The 15700-nt window shown below is 42.0% G+C and carries 19 protein-coding genes; 9 read left to right on the forward strand and 10 right to left on the reverse strand.

Going from position 1 to position 15700, the window contains the following annotated elements:
• Positions 1-8 precede the first annotated feature (8 nt).
• From KOLE_RS10385 to KOLE_RS10425, 9 genes are read right to left on the reverse strand one after another with little or no spacing between them, the layout of a single operon-like run.
• Entirely contained in the window at positions 9-890 is an 882-nt protein-coding gene (locus tag KOLE_RS10385) for a respiratory chain complex I subunit 1 family protein (RefSeq protein WP_015869374.1), read from the reverse strand.
• A 4-nt stretch (positions 891-894) separates the two neighbouring features.
• Positions 895-2730, reverse strand: a complete 1836-nt coding sequence (locus tag KOLE_RS10390; protein ID WP_015869375.1) for a proton-conducting transporter transmembrane domain-containing protein — start codon at positions 2728-2730, stop codon at positions 895-897.
• Positions 2731-4176: a complex I subunit 5 family protein gene (locus KOLE_RS10395; RefSeq protein WP_015869376.1), complete on the reverse strand. Its 1446-nt coding sequence runs from the start codon at positions 4174-4176 to the stop codon at positions 2731-2733. It lies immediately after the preceding gene.
• Positions 4173-4514: a sodium:proton antiporter gene (locus tag KOLE_RS10400; protein ID WP_015869377.1), complete on the reverse strand. Its 342-nt coding sequence runs from the start codon at positions 4512-4514 to the stop codon at positions 4173-4175. Before KOLE_RS10400 ends, KOLE_RS10395 begins: the two co-directional genes overlap by 4 nt.
• Positions 4511-5266 (reverse strand): Na(+)/H(+) antiporter subunit B, encoded by a 756-nt coding sequence (locus tag KOLE_RS10405; RefSeq protein WP_015869378.1) that lies wholly within the window; start codon positions 5264-5266, stop codon positions 4511-4513. Before KOLE_RS10405 ends, KOLE_RS10400 begins: the two co-directional genes overlap by 4 nt.
• On the reverse strand, positions 5263-5505 hold the full coding sequence (locus KOLE_RS10410; RefSeq protein WP_015869379.1) for a Na(+)/H(+) antiporter subunit B: 243 nt from the start codon (positions 5503-5505) through the stop codon (positions 5263-5265). Before KOLE_RS10410 ends, KOLE_RS10405 begins: the two co-directional genes overlap by 4 nt.
• Complete coding sequence (gene mnhG, locus KOLE_RS10415) at positions 5502-5846, reverse strand: monovalent cation/H(+) antiporter subunit G (protein ID WP_015869380.1); 345 nt, start codon at positions 5844-5846, stop codon at positions 5502-5504. The genes KOLE_RS10410 and mnhG overlap by 4 nt, the downstream gene beginning before the upstream one ends.
• Positions 5843-6094, reverse strand: a complete 252-nt coding sequence (locus KOLE_RS10420) for a cation:proton antiporter (protein ID WP_015869381.1) — start codon at positions 6092-6094, stop codon at positions 5843-5845. Before KOLE_RS10420 ends, mnhG begins: the two co-directional genes overlap by 4 nt.
• On the reverse strand, positions 6091-6582 hold the full coding sequence (locus tag KOLE_RS10425; RefSeq protein ID WP_015869382.1) for a Na+/H+ antiporter subunit E: 492 nt from the start codon (positions 6580-6582) through the stop codon (positions 6091-6093). Before KOLE_RS10425 ends, KOLE_RS10420 begins: the two co-directional genes overlap by 4 nt.
• Before the next feature lie 333 nt (positions 6583-6915).
• Between KOLE_RS10425 and KOLE_RS10430 the strand changes: the two genes are divergently transcribed.
• Together KOLE_RS10430 and KOLE_RS10435 are read left to right on the forward strand one after the other, a co-directional pair.
• The gene (locus KOLE_RS10430) at positions 6916-7116 is read left to right on the forward strand and encodes a cold-shock protein (protein ID WP_015869383.1); all 201 of its coding nucleotides are present in this window, start codon (positions 6916-6918) and stop codon (positions 7114-7116) included.
• A gap of 94 nt (positions 7117-7210) precedes the next feature.
• Entirely contained in the window at positions 7211-8080 is an 870-nt protein-coding gene (locus KOLE_RS10435; protein ID WP_015869384.1) for a DegV family protein, read from the forward strand.
• A gap of 30 nt (positions 8081-8110) precedes the next feature.
• Here the strand turns inward: KOLE_RS10435 and KOLE_RS10440 are convergent, their stop codons facing one another.
• Positions 8111-9466: an 8-oxoguanine deaminase gene (locus KOLE_RS10440; protein ID WP_015869385.1), complete on the reverse strand. Its 1356-nt coding sequence runs from the start codon at positions 9464-9466 to the stop codon at positions 8111-8113.
• Positions 9467-9581: 115 nt separating this feature from the next.
• On the opposite strand from KOLE_RS10440, the gene KOLE_RS11600 reads away from it, so the two are divergent.
• From KOLE_RS11600 to KOLE_RS10470, 7 genes are all read left to right on the forward strand, one after another.
• Positions 9582-9749 (forward strand): hypothetical protein, encoded by a 168-nt coding sequence (locus KOLE_RS11600; protein WP_158303018.1) that lies wholly within the window; start codon positions 9582-9584, stop codon positions 9747-9749.
• 14 nt (positions 9750-9763) lie between these two features.
• A complete protein-coding gene (locus KOLE_RS10445) occupies positions 9764-10225 on the forward strand; it encodes a cysteine hydrolase family protein (protein ID WP_272940776.1) in 462 nt (153 codons plus the stop codon).
• Positions 10201-11040, forward strand: coding sequence for an NAD(P)/FAD-dependent oxidoreductase (locus KOLE_RS10450; RefSeq protein ID WP_015869386.1), 840 nt, complete (start codon positions 10201-10203; stop codon positions 11038-11040). The genes KOLE_RS10445 and KOLE_RS10450 overlap by 25 nt, the downstream gene beginning before the upstream one ends.
• A gap of 14 nt (positions 11041-11054) precedes the next feature.
• Entirely contained in the window at positions 11055-12029 is a 975-nt protein-coding gene (locus KOLE_RS10455) for a radical SAM protein (protein WP_015869387.1), read from the forward strand.
• A 103-nt stretch (positions 12030-12132) separates the two neighbouring features.
• Positions 12133-13332, forward strand: coding sequence for a YgeY family selenium metabolism-linked hydrolase (locus KOLE_RS10460; RefSeq protein ID WP_015869388.1), 1200 nt, complete (start codon positions 12133-12135; stop codon positions 13330-13332).
• 12 nt (positions 13333-13344) lie between these two features.
• A complete protein-coding gene (locus KOLE_RS10465; protein ID WP_015869389.1) occupies positions 13345-14334 on the forward strand; it encodes an ornithine carbamoyltransferase in 990 nt (329 codons plus the stop codon).
• Positions 14331-15698, forward strand: a complete 1368-nt coding sequence (locus KOLE_RS10470) for a dihydroorotase (protein ID WP_015869390.1) — start codon at positions 14331-14333, stop codon at positions 15696-15698. Before KOLE_RS10465 ends, KOLE_RS10470 begins: the two co-directional genes overlap by 4 nt.
• The last annotated feature ends 2 nt before the right edge of the window (positions 15699-15700 follow it).

The following is a 15700-nucleotide window of genomic DNA, read 5'->3' on the forward strand; positions in this document are numbered from 1 at the left end:
GCACCTCCTTACCAGAAGATAACGACGATCGTTTGAACGAAGGCCAAAATCAACGGCCATTTCCAGTAATATTTCACTGCTTGCTCTACTCTGAACCTTGGTAGCACAGCAGAAATAATTACAAGAATGAAAAAGACAACAAAGAATTTTGCGAGAAATTCCCATACGGTTCTTCCACCACCAAGGAAGAAGTTAACAAAGAGCGATATCTCAATAAACACGGCAAATGCGTGTTGAATCATCAGCAAACCAAGGAATTTACCACTGTACTCTACCAATGGACCTGATGCGATTTCAGCAGGTGCAATGAAAGAATCAAAGGGTTTCTTGCCCAACATTCCCATTAGCGATATGAAAGCCACAACCGCCCCTATTGGCATTATCCATGCGTTATAAACTCCGGCTTCGATCTGCTTGTCCACGATTGCTGAGATCGATGACGTCCTGTTCTCAAACAGAATACCGAGGATAACTATAAGAAAGGGGAGCTCGTAACCAAGCATTTGGGTAAGAGCACGCCCAATACCTATCGACGCGTTGGGGTTACCAGAGCCCACGGCCGACATGGCCATACCCAGAAGACCTATGGCAAGCACGTATATAACTACGAAGATATTATCAAGCCCCGGGAATACAACGAGCGACCCGGCAGGAATGAATAGCACAGTTGCAATAGTTCCACCCAGCGCCATCCATACACCAAAATCGAAGATAAACCCATGGGAGATACTATGTTTTGTCAGCGCTTTGAAGATATCGATGAAATTTTGCCAGAAAGGAGGGCCGTACCTTCTTTCTATCCTTGCAACTATTTTTCTGGCAATACCTTCCAGCGTTATCGTATAAACGAAAGCTAATAAAAGTAATCCAATACTTTTTATCACTGTCATGCTATCACCTCAACCACCAATAGGCTGTTAGTATTGCAAGAATGCTCAAAGTTACATAGCCTTGTGGGCTTGAAGGATAGAAGAGGCTACGGAAAAAGGCTCCAAGTTCTCTCAGTTTATAAGACGTATTTTCAAGCCATTTTTCCATCAAAGGCCAGCGTTCGAACATTCTGTCGAATGAACGGTACATTTTGTAAGAAAAGTGATAGAGTTCCGCAGTGTAAATGAACTCCCCACCTGTGTATGTATCCATTAAATCTACCTTTTTTGGCTTCTTTGCGAGAGCACTTATAACAAATGCTATAACAAAACCTATGGTGAACACCGTTACAACTATGATTGAATCCCATTTTCCGGTTGAAGCAAAGATTTCAGAAAAGGTTGTTTTTATCGTGGCGATTCCAACCTGTTCACTTATTTTATTCGTGAATGATATAGCGTTGCTGGGAAGTATTCCCCAGAATATCGTTAGAAGAGTGAGAACCATCATAGATACCAGCATCGGTATCGGTGCCTCTTTTATGTTCTTATGTTGTGGTTTCAACTGTCCAAGGAATATGCCGGCAAGAGGTTTGAACACGTACATGAAAGAACCGATGCTTCCAAAGAACGCCATAAAAGCAAGGAATGGTAAACCATTACGTACCAATTGTTGGTATATCAACCATTTCGAAGCGAAGCCACTCATTGGTGGTATCCCGGCAATGGAGATTATTGCTACAAGATAAGCCGTGAAAGTGAAAGGCATTCTGAAAATCAAACCACCCATTTCGTGCATCTTAGTTGTTCCTGTTCGATGAGCAACAGCCGCTATGGCGAGAAACATAGCTGAAGAGGCAAGCGCGTGATTTAGAACATGCATCAATCCCCCAGCAGTGGCATACGGCCCGCCTATGGCTAGTGCCATCAAAATATATCCGGAATTACTTACTGTAGAAAAAGCGATCAATTGCTTGGCGTCTTCCATTCGGATTGCCATCACCGTACCGACGATTATCGAGATGCCACTTAGAAGGGCGAGTATATAGTTTGGCAGCGGAATTCCCTGAACCTCAGGCATCCATGCAAAAAATTTAGTCGATGGAAGTACCGCAACGACGATGAACATCAAGAAAGCTCCCATTTTCGTTAAAGCTCCTGATAGTATAGAGCTGAATTCGTCCGGAGCGGAGGAATGTGCTCCCCTCAACCAGATGTGCAATGGAAAACTTCCAGCTTTTGCAAAAGCCATTACCGCTAATAAAATGAAGATTAACAGTTGAAATCCTCCAGAAGTTTTCATAAGTTCATTTGCAACATCTGTATAGATGAGCGTTCCAAAGCGGTTGTAAAGAAGAAATACTGCGTACATCATTGAATAGGTTCCTATTGAACCGACTGCTACATACTTGAGAGCTTCCTTCCAGGCTATCTTTTTATCGAGGACAATCATGATCAATGAGGACCATGTTGTTAACTCCCAAAATATAAGTAATGTCAGGAAATCATTCGATAGCATACTTCCGATTACACCGGTACTTACAAGACTCAAAAGCATTAACTTCATTTCTTTCTTTTTCTTGATCGAAAGCATGAATACCGCAGTCATTGAGATTATTAGCATAGTAACTGAGGCAAAAAATCTATTCAAGATAGAGGCATTGAACGTCAGTTCGAGGTTGGAAAAAATTCTCAATCCCGAATGCTCGGGAATATAGATCCAGTTAAAAAATATCGCAGAAAATGCGAAAAGCTGTATCAACGCATAAACCGTATATGCGAAGTTTTTGTTTACTTTTGCCAGAAGGTATAGAATCGGTGCTGATATCAAACTAATTGTCAGGAGAACGGTTAAACTCATTCAAATCCCTCCCAGAAGAACCGTAGAAGCATAGGATAAGCTATCGAGTATGGCTGTTCCAGCTTTTTCAAATACTTCAAAAGCTCCTTGTGAAGCTATTCCTAGAATAATTATCATGACAACGAGTATCGAACCTGCTATCAGCGTTCTTACTGGCAATTTTTTGTGTATACTATCGGCGGTATCTGGTCGATAGATGTTGAAAATCCATCTAAAATAATAAACAGCTTCTATTAAAGCGGTTACAAGGAAAACGACTGGTACCCAGAGGTTATAGCTTATGGTCGATTCGATTATCAGCAATTTAGCTCTGAATCCAAAAAACAGGGGCATTCCGATTACAGAGAGCGCTCCTGCTGTGAACAACAAAGCTGAGATTCGGGATTTACTTGCGAAAGCCGCTACCTTTTCAAAAGAGTCATCGGAAATTGTAGAGATTATATATCCAGCTATGGAGAAGAGGATCAATTTGGAAATCGAGTTGTTTATCAACAGCATGAAAGCGCCTGTCATCGAACTTTCAGTTCCAATCCCGATCAGCAGAAGTGCGAGCCCTGCCTGAGCTATACTCGAATAAGCGAGCATTCTTTTTAATTTTTTCTGGCTAAATGCAATGACTTCGCCAATTACCACCGTGAGCAACCCAAGAATTATTATCAAACTTTGAACCTCTCCAAAACCTATAACAGTTACAAAGATCCTTGAGAAGGCAAAAATCATGACAACCGGAAAAGCTGTCGCCAGAATGGTAGTTGCCCTTTGTGAAGCGTAAGAGTACACATCTGGAACCCAGCCGTTGAGAGGGAATAATTTTGCTTCCACTCCAAGTCCAAAAAGATAAAGGAGACTGACAACGGTTAAAACATTGGGATGTATCATGCCTGTCTTCATGTGTTGAGAAATGTCTGCCATGTTTAGAGTTCCGTAGGTTGCGTAAAGCATAGATGTTCCAAGAAGATATAAAGCGGAACCAACAGAACCAATAATGAGGTATTTAAACGCTGCGAATTTGCTTTCATTGCGTTGTGAACTTGCAGCGATGATGTAGGCGGAAATGGAAGCGATCTCTAAAAACACAAAGAGGTTAAAAAGATCACCGGTCAATACGATCCCGTTCAAAGCGGCGAGAGAAAGCATATAGACAACTGAAAGCTTTAAAGATGATTTCAGTTTTTCAGTTGAAGTTGCTAATAATGCCAGTAGAAAGATAATGTTAACCGCGACAACTATCAATTTTGTTCCATCATCTACCACAAGATTTATACCAAAAGGTGGTTTCCACCCACCTATTACAAAGCTTGTGGTGCCTGATATCGTAGCAATCTTTATACTGATGATACTGTTTGAAATTGCGGCAATCCATAAAAGGATTCTTGATATGTTACCGGAAAATATCCCAAGGAAAGCTAACGAAAGAGGAACAGCAATCAACCAAACCGGGTTCATTTGACATTCCCCCTTATTTCATCCAGATCGACAGAACCGTATGTTCTGTGTATTTTTATGATCAAAGAAAGTGCAAGAGCGGTGATCCCAACGCCAATCACAATCGCGGTAAGCACTAGCGCCTGTGGTAAAGGATCGACAAAATTCAATGTGCTTTCTGGTGTCCAGGGTGAAAGTATAGGGGCCTTGCCACCATCAACATAGCCTAAAGAAATTATGAATAGATTTATACCAACATCCATAATGTTTAGAGAGACAACCATCTTCACAAGGTTTTTTTGTGTAAGTAATCCGTAGATTCCCAATACAAATAAAATGATGGAAAAATACTGTATCATTTTGCTCCCCCCTCAGAGAAGAAGTCTCCAATGACTCCAGACAATTCGGCACCAACCTTTATGCCAATAATGGAATAAACAATTGGGATAACTCCTGAACTCAACAGATTTCCGACAGTTCCAGTTGGCAGGAAATTCTGGAGGAAGCTACCGGCAACCAGCAGGCCGATAACGCCAATGCCAACATACATAAGGCCAGCCAGTCCCTCAAAGACTTTTAGGAAAGGAGATAGAAGTTTTTTATCATCTACAAGTAGTGTTAAGAGTGCTATGGTGGCTATAATTGTACCGCCGGGAAATCCGCCACCAGGCGTTAAATGTCCGTGAATGAAGATGTATGCACCAAAAACTGCCAGGATTGGAACTATAAGTTGGGAAGCTAACTTAACAATTGGATTTATCGGAACAGAGGAGCTCTGTCGTTTCAACCCGGAGCCAAGGAAAAAACCAACACCTGCAGCCGACAGGAAAAGAACGGTAACCTCGCCAAGAGTATCGAAAGAACGGTAGTTGACAACAACAGAAGTGACAATGTTTGCCTCGCCGCTTTCCGGGTCTTTGGTTTCACCATAACGGATTATCTGTTCTTCCTGAGAATTTACACTTTTGGAGATATAACGTGCTGAAACTCTTTCTTGAAGATTCACCTTTCCAAAACTTGGAATTCCATCATATGTTCCGTCCGTATCCAAAACACTAAAGAAAATCAAGAGGAGAAGAAAGGCCAGTAACCCTGCAACTATCCTTTTCATTTCGACTCTCTCCTTCCAATCCTCTTCAACGTGAGGAGGAATATGGCTGTCGTAAGGCCTGCACCAACGGAAACTTCAGTGATGGCAACATCAGGCGCCTTCATAAAGATGAATAAAACCACTGATAGAAGGCTCACAAGTGAGAGCATAACAACAGAAGTCAGGAGATTTTTCGTTTCTATGGCTATAATAGCCCCAACGATGACTATCACACCGATGATAAATGAAAGAACGGTCATGTTTTATCACCATCCTCAATATCATTTTCCGGCTGATAGGCGTCAAGATTTGTACCCTTCACCGGCTTTATTCCTGATTTCAGTGCCGCGCGAGCCAATGCAGAACTCCCGACGGGGTTGGTGATTGCAATGAAGATAATTATTATGATGCTTTTGAGGAGCCATTCAGGCCTGATCAAACCAACTCCAAGAATGAAAGAAAATGCACCAAGGGTTGTTGCTTTCGCTCCTGCTTGCAATCTGTTGTATATATCCGGCATTCTGAGAATTCCAAGCCCACCGAGGAGGTAAAAAATGGATCCCACACCCAGTAATATGTAACCTATAACATCTAAAATCATTTTCTCCCCTCCAGATATCTGGCTACAACAACAGTTTCCAGGAACGCCAGTATCGCGTAAGCCAGAGCGATATCAAGAAACAGTTCATTATTCTCAATCAGCGCGAACAACGCGATTGCGCCGGTAACGATAACGTTGAGTGTATCGAGTGCAACGATTCTATCTGGAACTGTTGGACCAACAAAAACTCTAAATAAAGCCAGAATAAAGCCTAAAGCAACAAGCACAAGGAAGATAAACAAAATCATTCGAATATCCCCCCAATCTTGCGCTCAAAGGTTTCAGAGATAATCTTTTTTGCTTCATTGGGATCGAGACTTTTAGCATCGATCCAATGAACGTAGAGATTTTCTTCATCCATATCTACAGTCAATGTGCCTGGAGTCAGCGTTATAGAATTGGCGAGAGTTAGCTTAGAGAAATCTCCTTTCAGGTTCGTGGGGATTTTCACGATAGCCGGGTTAATGGGAAGTTTTGGATTCAAAACGCGTCGTGCAACGTCAAGATTTGCTTTTATCATCTCGACTATGAACAGCGGAAGATACATGAACAGGTATTTCACAATGCGGATGGGGAGATCGACTCGGAGGTTAAATCGTGCGTACCTGCCCAAGAGCTGAGCGACTATCATGGAAACTGCCAATCCCGTTATTATTTCCCCTGGTGCAAAGCTTGCTGTGAGTCCAAGCCAGATTAGAAAAGTAACTAAAATTACGGAGATATAATTTCTGGCCATCTCGGTACCTCCTTGTGAATTTGTGAAATTATGCACGTTTTTTACAGTAATATGATACCATAACCCGGTAACGGTAGTAACCTGATTGCTAGAGATGCAATGGAAAATGTTACATAAACACAATATAGAGAGAAGTGTACCGAGCTTTTCGTGGAGCTGCCAACGTGCAACTTGTCGAAATTCTTGTGGCGATGAAGCGTTAAACTTTTAAACAGATTTACTTATTGTTTACTTGTTTCTTTTGAGTCTCCGTGGTATAGTAGGTTGTCCCGCAAGGGATAGAATATTAACTTTGCAATATGTGCAAGGTAGTTTCAAGGAGGAAACAAATCGATGACAGGTACAGTTAAGTGGTTCAACAGCAGTAAGGGTTATGGTTTCATCACCAAGGACGAAGGTGGAGACGTGTTTGTTCATTTTTCAGCTATTGAAGTCGACGGATTCAAGACTCTCGATGAAGGTCAGAGAGTCGAGTTCGAGATTGGCGAAGGCCCAAAAGGTCCTCAGGCGATAAATGTTAAACCAATCAGATAATCGTTGCGGTTATTAAGAGCGTCCACCAGTAGGTGGACGCTTTTTTATTGTGGTATGATTTTAGAGTAGCATCTTTGTTTAAGGGGATGAAAATATGATAGGAATTGTTTGCGATTCAGGGACGGATTTACCTGAAGAACTTAAAAATAAGGAAAATGTAAGAGTGGTGCCGTTGCGAGTTGTTTTGGATGACAAGAGTTATCGTGATGGTATTGAAATCAGCGAAGGAGAGCTGCTGAGCTATATGGAGGAAAAGATTCCAAAAACCTCACTTCCACCCCAATCCGAGGTCGAAGAAGCCTTTGTGTCTTTGATCGAAAAAGGATACAGCGAGATAATTTCGATCAATATTTCAAGTGGCTTGAGCGGGACATACAACCTCTTCAGAAGAGCTGGCGAAAGCGTTATGGAGAAATATCCTGTCAAGATAGCTGCAATTGATTCTCGGAGTATTTCCATCGGTTCAGGGCTGCTTATCTATAAGGCATTGCAGCTGATAGAGAAGAAAAAGATGGCATTTGAAGATATTGTTGCTGAGTTGAAAAAGGTATTGAAAGACAGAATAGGTGTTTATTTTGCCATCCCAACTTTAAAATTTTTGAAAGCTGGTGGGAGGATAGGACGGGTTAGTGCAACGGTAGGCGAACTGTTGAAAATAAAACCCGTTATATCCATTGACGAGGATGGAATATATTACACTGTTGCAAAAGCTCGGGGAATGAATAGGGCAGTCAAGCTTGTTATGGAAAAAGTGATGAATTTTGTATTTAACAAAAGTATAGAAGCTATCGCTGTTTACATTTCTGGTGATGATCCGGCGACAAAAAAATACGCGGAACAGATAAAGGAAAAGCTCAATGAATTGAAACCTAAAATGGTTTTGACCGGAAAACTTTCTTCAGCGTTGCTGGTTCATGCCGGAAGTGGATTGGTTGGAGTTGCGGTTTTGATAGGGGATTATTAAAAAGCTCCCCTGATGGGGAGCTTTAACTTTTTACGATTGGTTTAATAGTCTGTGTGATATCTCGTTCTGTTTTCTTATCAGTTCCGGAAGTTCGGTATCATTGATCTTTCCATTTTCAATTCTCACTTTTCCATTTATCATGACGAAGTCTGCCTTACCGGGGTCACACATGACGATTGCACCTATTGGATCCGCCAGACCGCCAGCAAGAGAGAGGACGTTCAGATCGAATGCAATAATATCTGCTGCTTTACCCGGTTCTATTGAACCAATATAATCATCCATCCTCAAAACTTTTGCGCCGCCCATCGTTCCCATGTAAAGGACATCGCGTGGAGTGAGTGCATCCGCACCTTTTGAAACACGTTGAAGTAGCATGGCGTTTCTTATTTCGTGTAACATGTTACCCGTGTCGTTCGAAGCACTTCCATCAACGGCCAGCCCGATTCTGATTCCCGCTTCCTTCATTTCTTTCACCGGAGCTATTCCGGAGCCAAGCCTCATGTTGGAAGTTGGACAATGGGCCATTCCACAGTCATTATCTGCAAGTTTCTTTATATCCTCATCTGAAAGCCACACAAGGTGTGCGAACCAGACTCTGGGATTCAGCCATCCTATTTTTTCCATGTAATCGACTGGCCTCAATCCCTTGGTTTCGAGACAATATTCTTCCTCATCCTTGGTTTCGGCAAGATGGGTGTGTAACAATACGTCATATTTTTCAGCTAGTTCGAGTGTTTTAATCATCGATTCTTCTGTAACCGAGAACGGTGAACAGGGAGCAAGGGCGATTCTTACCATAGCGTATTTATCTTTGTCATGGTACTTCTCAATCAAACGAATGGAGTCCTCGATAATTTTTTCTTCCGTTTGAACCACTGAATCCGGGGGGAGCCCCCCATCTTTTTTGGAAAGTGACATTGAACCGCGCGTTGGATGGAACCTTACGCCGCAACGCATAGCAGCTTCAATTTCAGAATCTATGAACCTTTCTTTTCCTTTCGGGTGAAGATAAAGCATATCGGTGGTGGTTGTAACACCTGTGGACATCATTTCATATATTCCCACCGCAGCGCTTACGTAAACAGCTTCGTTGTCTATATTTTTCCACAGTTCATACAGATAAACGAGCCAGTCGAAAAGTTTGGCGGATGAAACAGCGGGTACATTTCTGAAAAGCGATTGATAAAGGTGATGGTGAGTATTAACAAATCCCGGAAGCACCACACGCCCGGACATATCAAACTCACGATCACCTTTTGGAGCTTCTCCACTACCAACGGCAGTGATAATATTGTTGTCGATGACTATGTACGCATCGGTAAGTTCTGACATCGAATTGTCCATTGTAGCAAGATAGCTGATATTTTTGAGTATAGTCTTCACATTTTCACCTCCATTAAAATTTTATCATTTCTCACCGTAAAGCAAAATATTCTATTTCATGGCAAAATACTAATAAAGCCCTTTCTTTGAAAAGTTTTTAAGGAGTGAATTCTGATTGAGTAATTTCGGCGGGAAAGACGGATCCTTTGATTACGAGGTCATTCAGAAACAAATAGAGGAGTTAAGAATACGTCATCCTTTTTTGGCATTAAAAAATCCTGCGCTTCTTGTTGTAGATGTGCAACGTTTTTTTTTTTCGATAGAAAATCTCCTGTTCACTTAACCATCTCGAAAAAAATCTTCCCAAAAATAGAGAAAATAGTGAAAAGTTGCCGGGAAAAAGGAATACCGGTGATTTTTACAAGACATGTGGACGAAAAAGATGGTCCAATGAAAAAGTGGTGGAATCACGTGATGGATGAAACATGCTCATTATCGGAACTCTTTATTAGTCCTGAAAATGATCCTGTGATCGTTAAAACTTCCTATGATGCGTTTTATAAAACTGAACTTGAGAATCTGCTTCGCAAACTCGAAGTAGACCAATTGTTAGTTTGTGGAGTGATGACTCATCTGTGTGTGGGCAGTACTGTCCGATCCGCTTTCGTTAGAGGATTCAATCCAGTAGTGATAATGGACGCTGTAGGTTCCAGGAACGATCTTTTTCATCTTTCAGGACTTGTAACGCTGGCACATGGTTTTTCTACTTTGATCACAACCGGGGAGCTGATTGAATGTTTAGAACAAAAGTCGCAATAATTGGTGCCGGTCCCGCCGGGATTTCTTGTGCGATACAACTGAAACATGCAGGTGTTGACTTTGAAATCTACGAAAAGTCAGAAATCGGGGGAACAGTCAAAAATGCCAACCTTATAGAGAACGTACCAGGGTTTGATCCGTTAACTGGGGAAGAGTTTGCAAACAAGCTCGAAAAACATCTTCAAAGACTTAAAATTGTAGTGAATATGTCTCAAATAAATAAGATTCAACATCAAGATAACTTTTTCATTCTCGAAGCGAATGACTGTATGGTAGTTTCAGAGTACGTGGTTCTAGCAACAGGAACGGTTCCCAGAACCATGCCGGATTTTGAGGTGCCAGAAAGAACGTTTTATGAGGTCAGAAAAATGCGCCATATTAAAAACTCAACGATAGCCGTTATAGGTTCGGGAGAAGCTGCCTACGATAGTGCATTGAATCTTACTAAAAATCGAAATCGTGTTCACTTGTTTACAAAAAAAGAACCTCAGAATGTGGCTAAACGCCTTTTAAAAAAGGTTATATCAAATGATTTTGTCGAGGTTCATTTGAAAGAACCTGTTGTTGAAATCTTGAAGATAGAGGATAATTGGTATGGTGCTCGTACTGATAGGGGAATATACGTCGTTGACTATTTTCTGATCAGTATCGGGAGAGTACCTAATCTTGCCCTTCTTAAAGGATTGCATTCTGATTCATTGACCAATCTGTTCCTGTGTGGTGATGCTAAAAGGGGAAGATTGGGACAGATCTCAATTGCAATTGGTGATGGTGTTGCCGCTGCGATGGATATTATCGGGCTGAGTAACTCGTAGGGAGGAACTTGCACATGGAATTGGTGGCATGTTACGGCAAGAAGGAACTTGCATTAGTGTTCGTCGGGCGAACTTCGATGGGAAACGAGGTGGAATTTGTAGAGTCCATTCAGCCTCCACTGTCCAGGAATGAGAAAGAGGTTATAATAATTTCAACCCTTGTTGGATGCCCTGTTGGTTGTTCTATGTGTGATGCCGGGGGCTTTTACGGTGGAAAGCTTACCGCCAAGGAAATGCTGGAACAAATCGAATATGTCGTAAACTTTAGATTTGGTGGAAGAAAGGTCCCATCAAAGAAGTTCAAAATACAGTTCGCCAGGATGGGAGAACCAGCTTTCAACGATGCTGTTATCGATGTTCTTGATAGATTGCCAGAAGAGTTCGAGGCTCCGGGCCTCCTTCCCTCTGTATCAACTATAGCTCCCAAAGGAAGGGAAGCTTTTTTTGAAAGGCTTTATTGGATAAAAGAACGGCATTACGGGGGAAGATTTCAGTTACAGTTTTCCATCCATTCTACAGATCTAAGGCAACGAAACGAAATAATACCTGTTCCAAAATGGCACCTTGAAAAAATCGCGGAATATGGAAAGGAATTTGTCAAAGAAGGAGATAGAAAGATAACATTGAATTTTGCTCTTTCAAAAGACAACATTGTTGACCCAGGGATAATAATCAAACACTTCGATCCCGAGAAGTTTCTCATCAAAATCACACCGGTAAATCCTACGTATTCAGCGAAAGAAAACGGCATTGTATCCGGTGTAGATGTATTTGATAATCGGCTTCCTCATCATCCAGGGTTACTGGAGGCTTTAGAAAAAAGTGGATACGATGTGATTTTGAGTATCGGAGAGCTTGAAGAAAATAAAATAGGAAGCAACTGTGGACAGTATGTAAAAAAGCACCTCTCGTCGGATATGGAGCTTTTTGAGGCTTATAGTTATAACAAAATGAGTCTGAATGAAAACAAGAGCTTTTCACAACCATAAAGGTCATCTTTGGCCTCTATTAAGATTTTACGGTGTAGATGTTTGCAAGTATAATAAAAAGAAATAGTGAATATCTAAAATTTTCGTAGAAAGGAATGATTGAATGATAGGGAAAAAACTTCTGGAGACAGCGGAAAAATATCGTGAAGATCTAACGAATTTCATGCAGGATTTAATAAGGACCAAAAGCTATTCTGCCCAAGAAAAAGACGTTATACTCAGAATCAAAGAAGAAATGGAAAAGGTAGGATTTGATGAGGTTATTATCGATGGCCTCGGAAATGTTCTGGGAAGAGTTGGAAACGGAAGTAAGATCATCGCCATGGACGCTCACATCGACACAGTAGAGGTTGGAAACCCTGATTTATGGGAAGTAGATCCCTTTGAAGCGGTTTTAAAGGACGGGATAATCTATGGAAGAGGCGCAAGCGACCAGAAGGCCGGTATGGCTTCGATGGTATATGGCGTTAAGGTAATGAAAGAACTTGGGCTTTTGGGTGACTTCACGCTGTATGTTACTGGAACAGTAATGGAAGAGGATTGCGACGGTTTGTGCTGGCAGTACATCGTCAAAGAAGACCGAATTAAACCGGATTACGTGGTTATAACAGAGCCAACCAATTTGAATATTTACAGAGGTCATAGGGGAAGGATCGAGCTTCAGATAAAAACAGTCGGTCTTTCCTGCCATGCTAGCGCTCCGGAACGGGGTATAAATGCCGTATATAAAATGAGCAGAATAATTCAGGAAATAGAAAAGCTAAACGACAGACTAAAAGATGACCCATTCCTTGGAAAAGGAACGATAGCGGTCACCCAAATTTTCTTCAAATCTCCATCTCATAATGCTGTCCCCGATGAATGTGTAATTCAGCTTGATAGAAGACTTACCGCAGGAGAAACCAGAGAGACTGTTATCGCTGAACTCGAGGATGCGATCAAAAGAGCCGGAGAAGAAGCCGAAATTATAGAACTCGAATACAGAAGGCCTTCTTATACAGGTGTCGAGTATCCTACAAAGAAATACTTCCCAACATGGGTAATGGATGAAGATCATGAGATTGTGAAGAAAACAGTAGCGGCTTATAAGGAAGTATTTGGAGAAGAGCCGTTTGTTGATAAGTGGACTTTTTCAACAAACGGCGTTGCTACCGCAGGAATGTTTGGAATACCTACGATAGGATTTGGGCCTGCGAATGAAATCTATGCGCACAGCCCAAAGGATCAGGTACCTGTTGATCATCTTGTTAAGGCAGCTGCAATGTATGCTTATTTACCTTTGAAACTTTCAAAAGAACTTTAAGGAGGGTTAGTTATGGGAAGCATGCTCAGAGGAAAGCATTTCATCACCACACAGGAATTTAAAAAAGAAGAAATTGATCTCATGCTGGATCTGGCAGCAGATCTGAAAAGACGCTTTGCTGTTGGCGAGCTCACACCCTGGCTTCTTTACAAAACAGTTTTTATGATCTTCTTCGATGAAAGCACAAGAACACGTAATTCGATAGAGGCTGGTATAACTCAACTCGGAGGCCACGCGCATTTCTTGAACCCAAAGGTTATGCAAACAGCCCATGGAGAGGTCGCTAAGGATACCGCTCAGATACTTTCAAGGTATGGCCACGCAATAGCCGTGAGACATTGTGCATACAAGATAGGAAATGATTACCTCAGAGCCCTCGCAAAGTATTCGGATGTTCCTATTTTGAACCTTCAGGACGATTTCTATCATCCAATGCAGGTTCTCGCTGATTTAATGACAATACAGGAAAGATTTGGTAAGAACACCAGAGGGCTGAAAGTGGCCATCACATGGGCGTATGCTGAAAGTCATCTGAAGCCTCTTTCAGTACCACAGTCCCAACTCCTTCTCTTCCCGCGTTATGGAATGGACGTAACCCTTGCTTACCCGAAGGGATTCGATCTAATGCCGGAGATAGTTGAACAGGCGAAGAAGAACGCTGAAGAAACAGGCGCGAAATTTGAGATCATCCACGATATGGATGAAGCCTTCAAAGATGCGGATATCGTCATTCCAAAATCATGGGGCGGCTTCTTTGTTTCCGATGATCCAGAAACCATTATGGCAGAGGTCAGAAAGCACAAAGACTGGATCTGTACACCTGAAAGAATGAAACTCGCCAAGAAGCACGCTGTCTACATGCATGCTCTTCCAGCAGATAGAGGAAGAGAAGTTGTTGATGAAGTCATTGATGGTCCACAGTCAATCGTCATAGACGAAGCAGAAAACCGCCTGCACACCGCAAAAGCTGTTATGGCTTTAACCATGGGTGGTAGGCCGTGAAATATGATCTTGTACTGATTGGCGGGGAGGTCTGCGATGGCGCAGATCTCTATGCTGCCAATTTGTATATTTCCGAAGGAAAGATAGCGGATATAACTCCAAAGAATGCATATCATCCAGCCAGAGCGTCTCTGGACTGCTCTGGCCTTTTTATTCTTCCAGGATTTATAGATCCGCACGTTCATCTTGGTTTAAGGCTCGGGCGTTATAGTTCAACCGATGATTTTTCTTCCGGCTCTGACGCTGCTCTGGCGGGTGGTGTGACCACCATCTTCGATTTTACAGAGCCCATTTACGATTACGAAGGTTTCATGAAGAATTTAACAGAAAGGCTAAAGGATGCTTCCGTATCCAAAATCGATTACGGGCTTCACATAACCCTTGGTGGAAATGTCAAACTATCTCCTGAAGAGGTTTCGAAACTGGCTGTGGAAACAGGCTGTCCAACGATAAAAGTTTTTACAGCTTACGGTGATACAAATAGAAGAACCGATGATGGATACCTTTACGAGCTGTTGAAGAGTTCCGGAAAAATAGGAAGCGTTGTAATGGTTCACGCGGAAAACGATGAACTTATAAAAATAAATTCGAAGAAATATCCGGGAACCTTCGAATATCTTTCTGATATCCGTGCAACTGAGAGTGAGATTGGAGCAGTAATAATGGTTGCTCTTCTTGCCACTAAGGCGAAGGGTCAGGCCTATATCGTTCATCTTTCAAGCGGTGAAACGGTAAATTGGATTGAGAGTTTTGCTGTAATTAGCAGAGATAATATAGTATTTGAGACGTGTCCGCAGTATCTAGCGCTGAACAAAAAACTTTTAAAAAGAAAAGACGGATATTTATATACATTCTGTCCACCGCTCAGAAGCGAAAAAGAGAGTGAACTTCTGGTTCGTGCATTGAGAAAAGGATTCATCAGCACTGTTGGAACGGATCATTGTCCATTTACTGTAGAAGAAAAAACAGAAAGTGACGGAAAGCTCGACTCGGTTCCGTACGGTATCGCTTCCCTTGGTATCACATATAGTGTGGTTAACACGCTGCTTGGCGGGGATTTATCGAAGGTTGTTCGGCTACTCAGCAAAAACCCGGCGAAGTATATGGGGGTTTATCCTGAAAAAGGATCACTCCTTCCCGGAACCGACGCCGATATTACTGTGGTTGATCCGAATGAGAGATTTACAGTGCAGGATCCTGCCTACGGTAAAGCTGAGTATTGGCCGTACAAAGATCTTGAACTGAAAGGTAGAGTCAAATATACATTATTAAGAGGAAAACTCGCCTTCGACGGTTCGACCATCTTGCTGGATGAAGGAAATGGAAAGTTCCTGAAAAGAAGCGAATTTTTCTGGGGGAGATAAAA

The organism is Kosmotoga olearia TBF 19.5.1 (assembly GCF_000023325.1).
GTDB classification, from domain to species: domain Bacteria; phylum Thermotogota; class Thermotogae; order Petrotogales; family Kosmotogaceae; genus Kosmotoga; species Kosmotoga olearia.

Coding starts and splice junctions, on each gene's coding strand:
- KOLE_RS10385 (WP_015869374.1), bottom strand. CDS start 890: ATGACAGTGATAAAAAGTATTGGATTACTTTTATTAGCTTTCGTTTAT.
- KOLE_RS10390 (WP_015869375.1), bottom strand. CDS start 2,730: ATGAGTTTAACCGTTCTCCTGACAATTAGTTTGATATCAGCACCGATT.
- KOLE_RS10395 (WP_015869376.1), bottom strand. CDS start 4,176: ATGAACCCGGTTTGGTTGATTGCTGTTCCTCTTTCGTTAGCTTTCCTT.
- KOLE_RS10400 (WP_015869377.1), bottom strand. CDS start 4,514: ATGATACAGTATTTTTCCATCATTTTATTTGTATTGGGAATCTACGGA.
- KOLE_RS10405 (WP_015869378.1), bottom strand. CDS start 5,266: ATGAAAAGGATAGTTGCAGGGTTACTGGCCTTTCTTCTCCTCTTGATT.
- KOLE_RS10410 (WP_015869379.1), bottom strand. CDS start 5,505: ATGACCGTTCTTTCATTTATCATCGGTGTGATAGTCATCGTTGGGGCT.
- mnhG (WP_015869380.1), bottom strand. CDS start 5,846: ATGATTTTAGATGTTATAGGTTACATATTACTGGGTGTGGGATCCATT.
- KOLE_RS10420 (WP_015869381.1), bottom strand. CDS start 6,094: ATGATTTTGTTTATCTTCCTTGTGCTTGTTGCTTTAGGCTTTATTCTG.
- KOLE_RS10425 (WP_015869382.1), bottom strand. CDS start 6,582: ATGGCCAGAAATTATATCTCCGTAATTTTAGTTACTTTTCTAATCTGG.
- KOLE_RS10430 (WP_015869383.1), top strand. CDS start 6,916: ATGACAGGTACAGTTAAGTGGTTCAACAGCAGTAAGGGTTATGGTTTC.
- KOLE_RS10435 (WP_015869384.1), top strand. CDS start 7,211: ATGATAGGAATTGTTTGCGATTCAGGGACGGATTTACCTGAAGAACTT.
- KOLE_RS10450 (WP_015869386.1), top strand. CDS start 10,201: ATGTTTAGAACAAAAGTCGCAATAATTGGTGCCGGTCCCGCCGGGATT.
- KOLE_RS10455 (WP_015869387.1), top strand. CDS start 11,055: ATGGAATTGGTGGCATGTTACGGCAAGAAGGAACTTGCATTAGTGTTC.
- KOLE_RS10460 (WP_015869388.1), top strand. CDS start 12,133: ATGATAGGGAAAAAACTTCTGGAGACAGCGGAAAAATATCGTGAAGAT.
- KOLE_RS10465 (WP_015869389.1), top strand. CDS start 13,345: ATGGGAAGCATGCTCAGAGGAAAGCATTTCATCACCACACAGGAATTT.